Annotated in this window: 13 protein-coding genes, 1 tRNA gene and 1 pseudogene; 5 read left to right on the plus strand and 10 right to left on the minus strand. The window is 34.8% G+C overall.

What is annotated here, in order from left to right; genetic code table 11:
• Position 1 precedes the first annotated feature (1 nt).
• Genes VI621_RS08910 through VI621_RS08920 form a run of 3 tightly spaced genes read right to left on the minus strand, consistent with a single transcriptional unit; the run spans position 2 to position 2,968 of the window.
• Complete coding sequence (locus VI621_RS08910) at positions 2-670, minus strand: DNA alkylation repair protein (protein ID WP_324218032.1); 669 nt, start codon at positions 668-670, stop codon at positions 2-4.
• A 10-nt stretch (positions 671-680) separates the two neighbouring features.
• A complete protein-coding gene (ggt, locus tag VI621_RS08915; RefSeq protein WP_324218033.1) occupies positions 681-2,375 on the minus strand; it encodes a gamma-glutamyltransferase in 1,695 nt (564 codons plus the stop codon).
• Between the two features lie 5 nt (positions 2,376-2,380).
• Complete coding sequence (locus VI621_RS08920) at positions 2,381-2,968, minus strand: acyl carrier protein phosphodiesterase (protein WP_324218034.1); 588 nt, start codon at positions 2,966-2,968, stop codon at positions 2,381-2,383.
• A gap of 120 nt (positions 2,969-3,088) precedes the next feature.
• Here VI621_RS08920 and glmM point away from each other — a divergent pair, with 120 nt between their 5' ends.
• Positions 3,089-4,477, plus strand: a complete 1,389-nt coding sequence (glmM, locus tag VI621_RS08925; RefSeq protein WP_324218035.1) for a phosphoglucosamine mutase — start codon at positions 3,089-3,091, stop codon at positions 4,475-4,477.
• Between the two features lie 63 nt (positions 4,478-4,540).
• Here glmM and VI621_RS08930 read toward each other — a convergent pair whose 3' ends face one another.
• Complete coding sequence (locus VI621_RS08930) at positions 4,541-5,062, minus strand: DinB family protein (RefSeq protein WP_324218036.1); 522 nt, start codon at positions 5,060-5,062, stop codon at positions 4,541-4,543.
• A gap of 157 nt (positions 5,063-5,219) precedes the next feature.
• Positions 5,220-5,975: a hypothetical protein gene (locus tag VI621_RS08935; protein WP_324218037.1), complete on the minus strand. Its 756-nt coding sequence runs from the start codon at positions 5,973-5,975 to the stop codon at positions 5,220-5,222.
• Between the two features lie 323 nt (positions 5,976-6,298).
• On the opposite strand from VI621_RS08935, the gene VI621_RS08940 reads away from it, so the two are divergent.
• Entirely contained in the window at positions 6,299-7,786 is a 1,488-nt protein-coding gene (locus tag VI621_RS08940) for an aminotransferase class V-fold PLP-dependent enzyme (RefSeq protein ID WP_324218038.1), read from the plus strand.
• 47 nt (positions 7,787-7,833) lie between these two features.
• On the opposite strand, the gene VI621_RS08945 is transcribed toward VI621_RS08940, so the two are convergent.
• Positions 7,834-8,718, minus strand: coding sequence for a lysophospholipid acyltransferase family protein (locus VI621_RS08945; protein WP_324218039.1), 885 nt, complete (start codon positions 8,716-8,718; stop codon positions 7,834-7,836).
• Between the two features lie 112 nt (positions 8,719-8,830).
• Here VI621_RS08945 and VI621_RS08950 point away from each other — a divergent pair, with 112 nt between their 5' ends.
• On the plus strand, positions 8,831-9,472 hold the full coding sequence (locus tag VI621_RS08950; RefSeq protein ID WP_324218040.1) for a rhomboid family intramembrane serine protease: 642 nt from the start codon (positions 8,831-8,833) through the stop codon (positions 9,470-9,472).
• 53 nt (positions 9,473-9,525) lie between these two features.
• Positions 9,526-10,212, plus strand: a complete 687-nt coding sequence (locus VI621_RS08955) for an SIMPL domain-containing protein (protein ID WP_324218041.1) — start codon at positions 9,526-9,528, stop codon at positions 10,210-10,212.
• Positions 10,213-10,267: 55 nt separating this feature from the next.
• Here VI621_RS08955 and VI621_RS08960 read toward each other — a convergent pair.
• The 4 genes from VI621_RS08960 to VI621_RS08975 all read right to left on the minus strand — a co-directional run bounded on the left by VI621_RS08960 (position 10,268) and on the right by VI621_RS08975 (position 13,852).
• Positions 10,268-10,349 (minus strand) — tRNA-Tyr (locus VI621_RS08960).
• 178 nt (positions 10,350-10,527) lie between these two features.
• Positions 10,528-11,676: a TlpA disulfide reductase family protein gene (locus tag VI621_RS08965; protein ID WP_324218042.1), complete on the minus strand. Its 1,149-nt coding sequence runs from the start codon at positions 11,674-11,676 to the stop codon at positions 10,528-10,530.
• 103 nt (positions 11,677-11,779) lie between these two features.
• On the minus strand, positions 11,780-13,192 hold the full coding sequence (locus VI621_RS08970) for an MBL fold metallo-hydrolase (RefSeq protein WP_324218043.1): 1,413 nt from the start codon (positions 13,190-13,192) through the stop codon (positions 11,780-11,782).
• A gap of 219 nt (positions 13,193-13,411) precedes the next feature.
• Positions 13,412-13,852, minus strand: coding sequence for a KTSC domain-containing protein (locus VI621_RS08975; protein ID WP_324218044.1), 441 nt, complete (start codon positions 13,850-13,852; stop codon positions 13,412-13,414).
• Positions 13,853-14,060: 208 nt separating this feature from the next.
• Between VI621_RS08975 and VI621_RS08980 the strand changes: the two are divergent.
• Positions 14,061-14,859: pseudogene (locus VI621_RS08980) on the plus strand (ribonuclease); the annotation flags it as partial.

A 14,859-nucleotide genomic window follows, 5' to 3' on the forward strand; every position in this document is an offset into this window, starting at 1 on the left:
TTCAACTTATATTTTTCAAGGCTTCTTTTTTGCTTAATGACTTTAAATTGGTATGGGCAACAAATTCTTTTACCGCTTCAGGATTGGTTTTTGCATATTCCCGTAATGCCCAACCAATTGCTTTTTGAATAAAAAATTCTTTTGAATGAGAATGTTTTTCACATTCATCGAACAAAACAGCGGCATTGGTTTTTTCTTTGTAACCCAATTGAAAAAGAATAGCGGATCGATTGAGCCACCTATTTTCTGATTTTGAGAAAGCAAAAATGACTTTGTTGGTTTGTTCTGGAAACTGGAGCAGGTAAACGCCCAAAATATGTTTGGCTAAAAAATCCACAGTATCCCACCAAGACTGTGTTGTAATCAATTTTTCTATCCAGATTAGATCTTTAGCTATATAATTTTTCTTGATTTCTTTGTACAAAATTTCCATTGCAGAATAATGAAATTCTCTTTCTGATTTTTCAAAAAGAGCCAAAGCAAGCGTTCTGAAATCCTGTTTTACTTCTATTGCATTTTTTACCCAAACTTCTTTTAAAATACCTTTTCTTTTTTCGTTTTTCAGTCCAAAAAAAGGAAATAAATTTTTCATGTATTTTTCCATCGGGACAGCAGTTTCTCTGCTTGCATTTTGCCGAAAGGCTAATTCTAAATCTTCTATAAATCCCATACTTTTAAATCTAAAATCCGGTTGCTTTATCATCGCCTCTTTTGTCGGCACCGCCTTCAAGCTTTCCTTCAGGCAAAACTAAAATCGCATTCACTTTTCCGATAATGGTATTGTTTTTTTCGATTATGATGTATCCCTTTTGTTTTAATGTGTCCAAGGTTACTTTTGAAAAAACATTGGGTTCAAAAGTCACCTCATCTGGCAACCATTGATGATGAAAACGAGGGGCATTGACGGCTTCCTGCATGCTCATCTCAAATTCGGTTACATTCAAAATGGTTTGCAAAACCGAAGTGATTATATTAGAACCTCCAGGAGTTCCAACCACCATAAATAGTTTTCCGTTTTTTTCTACAATCGTTGGTGTCATAGAACTTAACATGCGTTTTCCGGGTGCGATACTATTCGCTTTTCCTCCGATTAAACCATATAAATTGGGCGTTCCGGGCTTAGCGCTAAAATCATCCATTTGGTTGTTTAAAAAGAAGCCCAATTCGTCACAATAAAATTTTGATCCGAAATTATCATTTAAAGTTGTGGTAGCGGAAATGGCATTTCCAAAGGAATCGATAATGGAATAATGCGTGGTTTCGGTACTTTCTTTAAAATTTACTTTTCCAGGTGCAATATCCGAAGATAAAGTCGCTTTATCGAAAGAGAAAGAACGCATCCGGCTTTTTAAATATTCGTCTTTTACTAATTCCGAAATAGGAATTGCCACAAAATCAGGATCGCCTAAATAATCGCTTCTGTCGGCATAGGCTCTGCGCTCGGCTTCTGTAATGACCTGAATGGTTTTTACTGAATTGTGTCCGAACTCTGAAATAGGATAGGGTTCAATCATTTTCATGATTTGTTCCAGACAAATTCCGCCGCTACTTGGTGGTGCCATCGAAATTATTTTTAAATCTTTATACTTAAAAGTAATTGGTAATCTCCATTTTGCTTCATATTTAGCCATGTCTTCCATGGTAATTATGCCTCCTTTTTGTTGGATATAATTGACAAATTTTTGGGCTGTTTCACCTTTATAAAATTCCTCTTTTCCGTTTTTGGCAATTTGTTTTAGAGTCGCCGCCAAAGCAGGATATTTGATAAACTCATTTTGTTTGAAAACCTTCGCGAAAAGTGTTTTGTCACCATTGGCTTTGATGATAGCACTTCTATGATCCGCTAAAAGACTTTCTTGTTTTGCAGTAACAATAACACCTTTTTCTGCTAAAGCAATTACGGGTTTAAGGATTTCGGCAATGGGTAAAGAACCAAATTTTTGATGTACTTCGAACATGCCGGCAATTGTTCCGGGAATACCCACCGCAAAAGCTGTTTCGGTGCTTTTACCTTCAATGACATCGCCTTTTTCGTCGAGATACATATCTTTAGACGCTTTCAAAGGTGCTTTTTCCCGATAATCTAAAGATCCCGCTTCGCCATTGGCTTTTCGGTAAACCATAAATCCACCGCCACCGATATTTCCAGCATTTGGGTAGGCTACTGCCAGAGCGAGTTCGGTGGCAATCATCGCATCGAAAGCGTTGCCGCCTTTTTGCATAATTTCGGTTCCAATTCTGGAAGCTTCCTCCCGAGCCGAAACCACCATGGCTTTTTGGGAAACCAAACCTGTGGGTTGAATGGCTTTTTTCTGGGTGTTACAGGAAAATAATCCAATAAATAATAAAAGAAGAAGTGATTTTTTACGAAACATAATTTTTAAGTTAATTCCATTAATTTGTGATGTGCAAAAGTGCGTAATTCTTCAAAGAATATTGTGAATTCCTGCTCAAAATCAGCATAAAATTCTCGAAGTTCTTTTACGGAATATTGCATATTTGATTTATTTTTTGATCGATGATCCATCTGGAAAAGAATTTTTTCAATACCATCAACTGTCGCATAGCTGACCAGCCAGTTTTGGGCTTTCATATAAGGCAGCAATCCTTGTGTTCTTGGCGTAAGCAAATCATAATTATCCTGAAGTATTTTATAAAAATGTGATACGTAAACAGCTAAAGGAATATCAGAATACTGAGTCCAGTTTTTGGCCAGAAAATGATCGTAAAAAACATCGATAATTACACCCGAATAATGCCCGTAGGCTTCATGCAATCGGTGTTTACTTTTTCTGAAAACTGGATGGGCATCGGTAAAAGTATCAATAGCACGATGCAGAATCACCCCTTTCTGGATATCAGCAGGAAATTCGAGATAATTATTGCCGCGAATACCATCGGCCATAAAATTGCCGATTTTCACGAAATCATTGTCATTCGAAAGATAGATGTGTGCTAAAAAATTCATTTGACTAATGTAAGAATTTTAAATGATGCATTTTGATTTTTAAATGACTTTTAGAAAAGGTCAAATTGTTATATTTGTGGACAATTTAAAATGATCATTCAAAATCTATAACAATATACTATGACTTTAATAAAATCAATTTCAGGAATTCGGGGAACTATAGGCGGAAAAGTAGGTGATAACCTAACACCGGTTGATGCCGTAAAATTTGCTTCGGCTTATGGAACATTTCTAAAAAATAACAGCAATAAAGAAAAATTAACCGTTGTAATAGGTCGTGATGCCCGTATTTCTGGACCGATGATTCAGAATTTAGTGGTAAATACCTTAATTGGATTAGGTATTGACGTTATCGATTTGGGTTTGTCAACTACGCCAACTGTTGAAATTGCCGTTCCGATGGAAAAAGCCGATGGTGGAATTATTCTTACCGCTTCGCACAATCCAAAACAGTGGAATGCGTTAAAATTATTAAATGATAAAGGAGAGTTTTTAAGCGGTGCCGAAGGGGCAAAAATCCTTGAAATTGCCGAAGCTGAAGCATTCGATTTTTCAGATGTGGACAGTTTGGGTGCAATTATGATGAACGATGCCTACATGGACATTCACATCGATGAAGTATTGAACTTGCCTTTGGTTGATGCTATAGCAGTAGCTAAAAAGAAATACAAAGTAGTTGTGGATGGCGTGAACTCTTCGGGAGGGATTATCATACCTAAATTATTGGAAGAAATGGGTGTGGAAGTCGTAAAATTATACTGCGAACCCAACGGACATTTTCCGCACAATCCGGAGCCTTTGAAAGAACATTTGGGTGATATCTGTAAATTGGTATTGGAAGAAAAAGCTGATTTTGGAATTGTTGTCGATCCGGATGTTGACCGTTTAGCCTTTATTTCTAACGATGGTGAAATGTTTGGCGAAGAATATACACTCGTGGCTTGTGCCGATTATGTATTAAGCAAAACTCCTGGGAATACAGTGTCTAATATGTCGTCATCTCGCGCATTGCTTGATATTACCAACAAACACAACGGAAGTTACCAAGCGAGTGCGGTAGGCGAGGTGAATGTGGTTGAATTAATGAAAGCCACCAACGCCATTATTGGAGGCGAAGGAAACGGTGGAATCATTTATCCGGAATTGCATTACGGTCGGGATAGTTTGGTGGGTGTCGCCTTATTTTTGACTTATTTGGCAAATCAGGACAAAACTGTAGCCGAATTACGAGCTAGTTATCCTCAATATTTCATGAGTAAAAACAAAATTGAACTGACGCCACAAATTGATGTTGATGCGATTCTGGAAGCCATGACTGATAAATACAAAAACGAAAATATCACTACCATCGATGGCGTGAAAATTGACTTTGCAGAAAACTGGGTACATCTAAGAAAATCGAATACCGAGCCTATTATTCGTATTTATACCGAAGCGGGAACCCAAAATGAAGCGGATGCATTGGCCTTGCGAATCATTGATGAAATCAAGGCAATAGCAGGAATATAAATTGAAACCCGACGAAAGTCGGGTTTTTTATTATAAAATATGTATTGAATATTTTAAAATCAATTAATTGAGAATTCTCAAATATTCTATCCACGGACCAACTTCTGTTTGATACTGTTTAGCCATAACTCTTGAAATTTGAGCAATATGGTTCAGATCATGGGCAACCCAAGTAGAAATAAGTTGCGCCAAATTGACTTCTCCAAAAGCGGGATGAATACCTGTTTTTAAAAAATCTACATCAGTAAGATCTTTCAATTTTAAAAGTTCAATATTTTTTTGACGTAAAGATTTAAATTCTTCTAAAAGCTGCTCTAAGGTTTTGCCTTTGCTGTTTTCAAATTGAGCAAAACGGTCGAAGGGTTTAAATGTTTTGTTTTGACTTTCCGAAAGAATAAGTTCCAATCGTTCCATCCAATCGGTTTTATCACCGTGAATCAGATGCCCGATAACGTCATAAGGGCTCCAGGTTTCATGGCCCTCATTATTCGTTATCCATTCATCAGAAAGATCTTTTAGCATTATTTCCAGAACCAAAGGCGTACGTTCCAGAATTTCTATTGAATGGGTGAGATTAAATTTCATGATGTTTTTTTGAAGTTAGAAACATTTCACGGCTTCGGGAGGTTGCTGCGAATTTATGGCTTAATTCACAAGAACAAGACAACTTTTTAAAAAAAGGAATTTTTTCGAAAGTTGACCAAGTCTAGTAATCTCCTGAAAATGCTTTTATCAGCAGGTATTAACTGCGTTCTGGTCTTGAATAAAATTTCACCATTAAATAAATGTTATCGTACGCATAAATTCCTTCAGTAATTAAATTCATTAATTCTTTATCATCATTAAAAAGTTGACTTACTAAGGACATGTTCATTAAGTAAACCATATTATCCTTTTCTATATAATAGAATTTTCCATATTGATAATAACCATATAAATTTACGCCGTGGCCTTTATAGAGTCTAAGCAAATAGTCACCATCTTTATCATAATTCATGATTTTCTCTTTCTTTTTGTAATCATAAATAAAGTTGTCCTTACAATATGAAGTGACTTCTGGGAATTTAATTTTGTTTTTTTTTCCTTCTGCGGTAATTAAAATAAGCTCTTTGGAAAAGAATGGTAATGTGATTTTTCCATACAAGGTATCACCTGCGGTTATAATATAATCTGATTTGATCTGATTGGAATCTTTAGTTACGTTTGCCAAATTTTCAATCGATGGATAAAGTCCATCTTCGGACTTCTTCATCACGTTGACAAAATCATTATATCTGTATGCTTTTACATTTTTTAAGGAATGCGAATAAAATGCAATTCCATCTTTTTCTGGAGTTTTATTCTTCTCTAATAAAACTGTTTTAAAAAAATTTTCCCGAAATGTACCGTAAATTGTATCATCTTCTTTAGTTATGAAATAGTCGAGATATTCATTTCCTTGAGAGTAGATTTTTGATTGTGCTATCAAACAAAATAGTACGAGAGTTATGTTCTTCATAATCATGATTTTTGGAGTCTTGATTGTAACTTTTTCATATGTACACGCGTTTCACTAAAATCGTCACATTGTAAACTAAAAAATAGAGCTGTTTTTACTATGATGAGATTTTTTTTGCAAATCTATTCAAAAAACTTACAAATTATAAATAAAATACTAATAATAGAAACATTGCTCTATACAGTGTAAGGTTAAAAATTCTAATAGAAAACGAGAGAAATCCTGTTTATAGTTTAAAATAAAAACTACAAATTTATATTGTCAAAGAAGCAAATTTCAAAATCCACAAAAATCTGTATCTTTGGACTCAAATTTAGCATTCAATGACCACTACCGAAACGCCAACACAATTAGAACAATACTTTCAGCAATTCCGCAAGAACATTATTGGAATAGATCAGGAATTTGTATCTCCTTTTGGTAAACAAAAAATCATCTATACTGACTGGACTGCGAGCGGTCGTTTGTATCGCCCAATTGAGGAAAAATTGATGAACGAGTTTGGTCCCTTTGTGGCAAACACACATACAGAAACTACCGTTTCGGGAACTGCCATGACGATGGCTTATCACGAGGCACGTCATATTATTAAGCATCACGTCAACAGCAACGAAGACGATGTGTTGATTGCCGATGGAACCGGAATGACAGGTGTAGTCAATAAATTTCAACGCATATTAGGATTGAAAATTCCTGAAAACCTAAAAGAATTTACCAATATTCCAAAAGAAAAAAGACCAATTGTTTTTATCTCACATATGGAACATCACTCCAACCAAACGTCCTGGCTGGAAACTATTGCCGATGTAGAAGTTATTCCAGCATGTTCGGAAGGGTTGTTTTGTTTGGATAATCTTACCGCTTTATTAGAAAAATATAAAGATCGTACCATTAAAATTGCTTCGATTACCTCATGTTCAAATGTAACAGGAATAAAAACACCCTATCACGAAGCAGCGAAGTTAATGCATCAGCATAATGGCGTTTGTTTTGTGGATTTTGCCTGTTCCGGACCGTATGTAAAAATTGATATGCATCCTGAAGATTCAGAAAGTTATCTGGACGCGATTTTCTTTTCGCCTCACAAATTCCTTGGTGGACCCGGGACTTCCGGAATTTTGATTTTCAATAAAAAATTATACCGTAATATGGTTCCCGATAATCCGGGAGGAGGAACCGTGAGCTGGACCAATCCGTGGGGTGAACATAAATACATCGAAAATATCGAAGATAGGGAAGACGGTGGAACACCTGGTTTCCTGCAAGTTATTAAAACAGCTTTGGCGATTCAGCTGAAAGAGCAAATGGGAATTGATAACATCTTAAAAAGGGAACATGAAATTACGGAATTGGTTTTTGCCGAATTAGGAAATGTTGACAACATCAATATTCTGGCGGGTCAGCATAAAGACAGGCTTGGGGTATTTTCCTTTTATATAAGCGATTTGCATTTCAATTTAGGAGTGAAGTTACTGAATGATAAATTTGGAATTCAAACCCGTGGCGGTTGCAGTTGCGCCGGGACATACGGGCATTATTTGCTTCATGTGGATCAGGAAACATCACATAATTTAATCTGCCAGATCGATTCGGGTGATTTAATCCAAAAACCGGGATGGATTCGAATGTCCATTCATCCAACGACTACCAATGCCGAAATTCAATATGTTTGCGAAAGCATCAAAGCACTGGCTAAAAATCATTTGGAATGGGCAAAAGATTATGATTACAATAAAAAAACAAATGAGTTTGTTCATCATAATGCTTCGCAAATAGAGAAAGAAATGGTGAAGAAGTGGTTTGGTTTATAACCTTAAAAATAAAAAATCCCAAATAGTCATATTTGGGATTTTTTATTTTAATTCACAGGTTTTTTATCTGCGTGTTTCCAGCGTTTGTGAGTCCATAGATAATATTCCGGAGCTTCATAAATTTGTTTTTCGACCAAACGTAGAAATTTATTGGTTATTTCATAATTGGGAACTTCCCTTGGATTATGGGATAAATCAACGAAAGTAGCTTCATAATAACCTCTTTTGACTTTCTTTACTTTTACAAAAATCATGTTCATATCCATTTTCTTGGCCAGCATTTCGGCTCCGGTATGAACCGGTACTTCAATTCCCATGAAAGAACTCCAATGAAAGGCTTTGCCCATTTTGGGAGATTGGTCGCTGGCAAATCCATAAAGACCTAAAACACCTGCTTTTTGGTTTTCTGCCATTACATTTATACTTTCTTTAGTATCAATAAGATTGGCTTTGAATCTGGAACGAATATCCCGAACCAATTTATCAAAATATTTGTTGGCGATTTTTTTATAAATGCCATATCCTTTGAAACTAATGTGTTTGTTCATTGATACTAGCCATTCATAGCTTCCATAGTGTGCTGCCATTAGGGCAATACTTTTTTGCTTTTTTTCTAAATTTTGATAAAGTTCTAAATTGGTAAATACAAAACGTTTATTAATTTCACTTTCAGAAATAGTCATGGTTTTTGCCATTTCAAAAAAACCATCACAAAAATGATGAAAGAATTTGCTTTCAATAATAAGTCGCTCTTTATCTGAAAGATGGGGAAGGGTTAAGGCTAAATTCTCTCGGACCGTTTTTTTTCTGTAGCCAATAATTTTGTAAACCAGAACATAGGTTGCATCGGATAATAAATAGAGTATTCGGAACGGTAACATTGAAGTTACCCAAAGAAAGGGATATATAATTAGAAAAAGTAAAAGCTGCATTCCTTAAATTTTTATGCAAATATACATTTAAATCAATATTTAGAGGAATGTCTTTAACAAAAGCTAAGGAAAGTATTTCTATTTTTACACAAAATATAATTTCTATCATTTTATGAATATAATACTTATTGCCATCGTTGTGCTCAATGTCATTGTGAGTTTCAAAGGTTTTGAAGATTTGGCCTTTTTTAGAAAATATGAATTCCATATCGGAAGTATTCGTGCAGGGGAACAAATCAGAATGTTTTCTTCTGCTTTTTTACATGCAGATATATCACATCTGGCTTTTAATATGCTAACTTTATACTTTTTTGCTCCGGTAGTTTATACTTATTTGGGTGATTTTTCTTTTCTGTTAATTTATGTTGGGAGTTTGCTTTCGGGAAGTTTATTGACGCTGTTTATGCATAAAAATGATTATTCCTATCGGGCGATTGGTGCGTCGGGAGCGGTTACCGGTGTTTTGTATTCGGCGATTTTATTACAACCGGATATGAATTTATACCTGTTCTTTATTCCGATTCCGATTCCGGCCTATATTTTTGGTATTGGTTATTTGTTATATTCAATTTACGGAATGAAAGCCAAAAGAGATAATATTGGACACACCGCGCATTTTGGAGGCGCAATTGGCGGTTATTTGATTACATTGACAAAAGAACCTCAGATGTTCACCGATAATACTGGAATGGTTATTTTATTAGCCATTCCGATTGTGCTGCTTTTTGTTTTAGAAAAAATGGGAAAACTATAAAGTGGCACAACATTTGAAAGAAATCAGCTAATAATAATTTAAAATTCTATACCATGAAAAAAACATTTTTAATTCTAATGACACTGTTTATGACGATGTCTCAGGCGCAAGAAGTAAAACAAATCCCAATGATTAATGTATCCGGTGAAGGAAAAATAAAAACAGTTCCCGATCAGGCCTCCATTTATGTATCGGTTGAGACTAAAGGAACCAATGTTGTCAGCGTAAAAAAAGAGAATGATGCAAAGATGGATGCGGTTTTAAAATTCATCAAAAATTCAAATATAGCAAAAGAAGATTATCAAACGCAGCGTGTTTCATTAAACCCGAATTATGATTATGAAAAAAAGAAACATAATTATATTGCATCGCAAACGGTTAAAATCCTGTTGAAAGATTTATCGAAGTATGATGAATTAATGGAAGGTTTAGTAAATGCCGGAATCAACGGCATTAGCAATGTAGAGTTTAAATCGTCAAAAATGGCGCAACTACAATCAGAAGCCAGAAAATTATCCATCAAAGATGCAAAACTGAAAGCAGATGACTATGTTTCTGCTATAAACCAAAAAGTAGGAAAGGTTTTTACGATTACCGATAATTCTCAAAACTATTATCCGCAACCAATGTTTAGAAGCATGAAAGCGGAAATGTCTGATGCTGGTATGCCTAAGGAAACTTTAGCTGTAGGGGAAATAGAAATCGTTATTAATGTAAGTGTGAGTTTTATTTTAGAATAAGATTCGAAGAAATTATAAATAAAAAAGCCTGAACTATTTGTTCAGGCTTTTTTTGTGGGGAGAGTAGGATTCGAACCTACGAAGACGTAGTCAGCAGATTTACAGTCTGCCCTCGTTGGCCGCTTGAGTATCTCCCCATTTTGTTGACAATAGCTTTTGTTATTGTTTCAAGCGGTTGCAAATATAGGAACTGTTTTTATGTTTCCAAACTAAATTCGAACTAAATTTTAAAGCTATTTTTAATCCGTTGGTATTGAATAAAATAAAAAAATCTCCACGAGGGAGATTTTTAAAATTATGTGTATTTTGGTATTATTATGCTCCTAAAAGCTCAATAATTTTTGCTTTTAAAGCAGCACCACGCAAATCTTTTGCTACTATTTTTCCATTTGCATCAAGAAGATAAGTTGCAGGAATAGATTTCACACCATAAGTAAGTGCAATTGGCTCTTCCCAAAATTTCAAATTAGAAATTTGATTCCAGGTTAATTTATCTTTTGCAATTGCTTCTTTCCATTTTGCAGCATCTTTATCTAAAGAAACACCAATGATGTTAAAACCTTTTGAATGAAGCTCATTGTACATAGCAACAACATTAGGATTTTCAGCTCTGCATGGACCACACCATGAAGCCCAAAAATCAATAAGGGTAACTTTTCCTAAAGATTCTTTTAATGAAATTGCTTTTCCTTCCGGATTTGGTGCGCTAAAATCTGGAGCCATACCACCAACTTCTGTTGAAGTAGCTGATGTTGCAGCTACGGGTGCAGCAATTTTATCCAATTTAGATTTAATTGATTTCCCTGGTTTAGTATCTTTCACTGATTGATCAAGCGCATTATAGTATCTTTTTATTTTTTCAATATCAGCATCCATTTGGTTAAACATGCTTTCAATGATTAAAGCAGAGATAAAAGCTTTTGGATGAGTTGCTACATAGTCATTTGATTGTTTTACGAATTCAGTCTCAAATTTAGCGTATTCTTTTCTTAGGCTATTCATCACAACAGTGTCTTGTTTTTGTTGTGCTTCATTCATTTTAGCCATATTGTCTTTCTGAAATTTCATCATTTTCTTCTGAATTTTCATTCCAGCTTCCTTGTAACTGCTTAACTCCTCGTTATTATAGGTACCGGAAATTTTTGCAATACCAACACTATCTTTGTTAATATCCATTTCAATATCTCCATTTTCCAAGATGAAAGGTACTTTTCCTTCTGCTGCTTCTACTTGAATTAAATGCATTTCAGGTTCTTTTGCAGCTCCTTTGAAAGTAAATTTTCCTTTCTCAATTTTTACAGTATCAATTGGTATAAGTTTACCTGTTTCATCTTGTTTTTCAAGAATTACAGTCTTACCATCAATACCTTTAACAGTTCCGGTAATGATATATTCATTTTTCCCAGCTTTATTGCATGACAACAAAACAGAACAAACAGTAAGTAATAAAAGAATTTTTTTCATTTTTGATTAATTATTTTTTTGGATTTTAGATTACAAAAGTATTTAAAAATATAGGTTCTGTATCATTTTAAAACCTAATTTTTTGTTATTGTTTAATTTTGAATTATTTTAAAGTCGAAGGACAAACAAAATGCGTCATTGGAACAGCTGTATTTCGGATACCGCTTATTCCTTTTTCTACGTTAATTAAATTGTGAAAACCTCTCGATTTCAATATGGAAGCCATAATCACAGAACGATAACCACCAGCGCAATGTAAATAGAAATCTTCGTTTTTTGGCACCATATCTAAATTGGAATTGACAGTGTCCAACGGTATGTTAACAGCTTTTTCTATATGTTCGGCTTCATATTCTGTTGGTTTTCTGGCATCAACTACGATGTTTTTTTCTGATAATTCAGCTGCAAATTGTTCAGGTGTAATTGAATTTATATGATCCGTTTCTAATCCTGCAGCTTTCCATGCTTCAATTCCCCCATCCAGAAACCCTAATACGTTATCAAATCCCACTCTTGAAAGTCGTGTAATGGTTTCCTGCTCTTTTCCTTCAGGAGTGACTAATAACAAAGGTTGTTTTACATCCATAATTAAAGCACCGACCCATGGCGCAAAATTGCCTTGAATTCCAATAAAAACAGATCTTGGGATGAATGCTTTTACAAAATCATCTTCATGGCGAACATCCAAAACAACCGCTTCCGATTGATTGGCTAAAGCTTCAAATTCTTTTGGTTTTAAGGGTTTTAATGATTTTTCAATCACTTTATCCAAACTTTCATACCCTTGAATATTCATCATCACATTTTGAGGAAAATAGGCGGGAGGCAATCCTAAACCTTCCAATAACTCCGCTATAAATTCTTCACGAGTCATATCGGCACGTAAGGCATAGTTGGTTTTTTTTTGGTTGCCTAAAGTATCCGTGGTTTCTTTGCTCATGTTTTTTCCGCAAGCACTTCCTGCGCCATGACTCGGATAAACGATTAAATCATCTGGTAGAGGCATGATTTTGTTGCGTAAAGAATCAAACAAATAAGAAGCTAATTTTTCAGTAGTTAATTCTTTTACTAATGCTTGTGCTAAGTCAGGACGTCCGACATCTCCAATAAATAAGGTGTCACCGGTAATAATTCCGTGTTGTTTGCCATTTTCATCGATTAGTAAATAACAGGTGCTTTCTAAGGTATGCCCCGGAGTATGAATGGCTTTTACGGTGTAATTTCCAACTTTGAATTCCTGGTTATCTGTTGCAATAATCGCTTCGAATTCAGGTTTTGCAGTAGGGCCGTAAACAATTTTTCCGCCCGTTTTTTTTGCTAAATCTATGTGCCCGGAAACAAAATCGGCATGAAAATGTGTCTCGAAAATATATTTAATTTTTGCATTATCCGCGTTGGCTTTGTCAATATAAGGTTGCACTTCCCGTAATGGATCAAAAATAGCCGCTTCACCATTACTCTCAAGATAATATGCGGCTTGTGCGATGCAGCCGGTATAGATTTGTTGAATTTTCATTTTTTTCATTTATTAATATTACAAAAATAATAAGAATGTTAGAGTTATCGGGTTAACAAAATCAAAAACTAAAAAAATAATTCTCTGGCGAAAATAAGAGGGGATAAGCAAACCAAATAACCAAACCCTTATTATGACTTGATTTTCGTTGATGAATTTCCTTAAATAAAAAAGGCACTCGTTTTGAGTGCCTAATTGGTATTTTAGTATTTAATAAACTTATTCCTGATTGGTTGTTTTTCTCCAGGTAAAAGCATTAAGAATGTGTCTTTTTGCAAATCTCCCGGGAGAATCAGCATTTACCATTTTTACATAAGTAGCTTTTGGCACACTGATGTATTCATAAACACTTCCGTTTGAGAAATTAATTATCAATCGACCTTCAACAAATTTATAATCAGAAATTGTTGCAGTTGCAATGGTTTCCGTATATTCAGGTAAATTTTGTTTAGTAGTCTCAGGATTGATGCTTACAAGAAAGTGGTAAGCTTCAATAATTTTTTTACTATTTTCTTCTGCAGCTTTTAATCCTGCATCATCACCTTGAAATTTGTCCGGATGCGCTTCTTTCATCGCATTACGGTAAATTGTTTTTAATTCTTTTAGCTCTGCAGTTTTTTCTACATTTAGCAGTTTACGGTATTCAACTATTTTTTTCATAAATGGGATAACTCATTGTCTTTTAATACGAAAGCAATTTTTTTGATTTCAAAATCGACAATTTTTTTGCAAAGGTACACTTTTTTAAATAAGTTTTAAATTTTTTGTGTTATTTGATAGCAATATATTGATTTTCATTGTTTAACATAGTAATGGCGTTGTTGTGGTTAATTTATCATTACATTTGTGCCCCTTAAATCTTGAAATAATGATAAAAAAATACCACTTTTTCTTGGCATTACTGATGTCCGGTTTTACTTACGGTCAAGTTGTGATTAATGAATTGGATGCCGATACACCTTCTACTGACGTAAAAGAGTTTATTGAACTTAAATCAATAACCCCCAATTTTTCTCTTAATGGTTACGTGGTAGTTTTCTTTAACGGAACCAGCGGAGGAACATCCAATATAAGTTATTACGCTATTGATTTGGATGGATTGGTTACGGATGGTAACGGAAATATTCTTTTAGGTAATCTACAGGTTTCGCCTTCACCGACCTATATTATTCCTCAGGCTATGATTCAAAATGGTCCTGACGCTGTGGCTATTTATTTAGGCAATGCAACGGATTTCCCTAATAGTACTCCTGGTACAACAACAAATTTGATTGATGCGCTTGTTTATCATAATGGCGGATCCGTTCAAGCAACGGCACTGATGACTGCTTTGGGAGAAACGGTAAGTTATAATGAAGCTTTTAACGGGGCGGTGAACGCTCCTCTCCAGTCTTTTCAGAGAAAAACAGATGGTACCTACGAAGTAAAAGCCCCAACTCCAAGAGCGAATAACGATGGTTCGGGTATAATTTATAATGGTATAACCACTACGTTTATACCAAGTGCTCCTCTTACCGAAGGGCAAAATATGACTATTACTTTTACAACTGATACCAACGTAACTTCCGATTTGAATTTATCGGTTACACTTGATAATGGTACTTTTACAAACGCAGATTTTACAGGAAACTTGAATATTACAATTCCAACAGGTACCAATACAATCT

It is taken from the genome of Flavobacterium sp. (assembly GCF_035292545.1).
In the GTDB taxonomy this organism is placed as follows: Bacteria; Bacteroidota; Bacteroidia; order Flavobacteriales; family Flavobacteriaceae; genus Flavobacterium.

What these genes read in the sequence shown, in the direction of transcription:
- VI621_RS08975 (WP_324218044.1), bottom strand. Translation starts at nt 13,852, where the DNA reads ATGAAAAAAATAGTTGAATACCGTAAACTGCTAAATGTAGAAAAAACT.
- VI621_RS08945 (WP_324218039.1), bottom strand. Translation starts at nt 8,718, where the DNA reads ATGCAGCTTTTACTTTTTCTAATTATATATCCCTTTCTTTGGGTAACT.
- VI621_RS08930 (WP_324218036.1), bottom strand. Translation starts at nt 5,062, where the DNA reads ATGAAATTTAATCTCACCCATTCAATAGAAATTCTGGAACGTACGCCT.
- VI621_RS08965 (WP_324218042.1), bottom strand. Translation starts at nt 11,676, where the DNA reads ATGAAAAAAATTCTTTTATTACTTACTGTTTGTTCTGTTTTGTTGTCA.
- VI621_RS08955 (WP_324218041.1), top strand. Translation starts at nt 9,526, where the DNA reads ATGAAAAAAACATTTTTAATTCTAATGACACTGTTTATGACGATGTCT.
- glmM (WP_324218035.1), top strand. Translation starts at nt 3,089, where the DNA reads ATGACTTTAATAAAATCAATTTCAGGAATTCGGGGAACTATAGGCGGA.
- VI621_RS08935 (WP_324218037.1), bottom strand. Translation starts at nt 5,975, where the DNA reads ATGAAGAACATAACTCTCGTACTATTTTGTTTGATAGCACAATCAAAA.
- VI621_RS08910 (WP_324218032.1), bottom strand. Translation starts at nt 670, where the DNA reads ATGGGATTTATAGAAGATTTAGAATTAGCCTTTCGGCAAAATGCAAGC.
- ggt (WP_324218033.1), bottom strand. Translation starts at nt 2,375, where the DNA reads ATGTTTCGTAAAAAATCACTTCTTCTTTTATTATTTATTGGATTATTT.
- VI621_RS08940 (WP_324218038.1), top strand. Translation starts at nt 6,299, where the DNA reads ATGACCACTACCGAAACGCCAACACAATTAGAACAATACTTTCAGCAA.
- VI621_RS08970 (WP_324218043.1), bottom strand. Translation starts at nt 13,192, where the DNA reads ATGAAAATTCAACAAATCTATACCGGCTGCATCGCACAAGCCGCATAT.
- VI621_RS08920 (WP_324218034.1), bottom strand. Translation starts at nt 2,968, where the DNA reads ATGAATTTTTTAGCACACATCTATCTTTCGAATGACAATGATTTCGTG.
- VI621_RS08950 (WP_324218040.1), top strand. Translation starts at nt 8,831, where the DNA reads ATGAATATAATACTTATTGCCATCGTTGTGCTCAATGTCATTGTGAGT.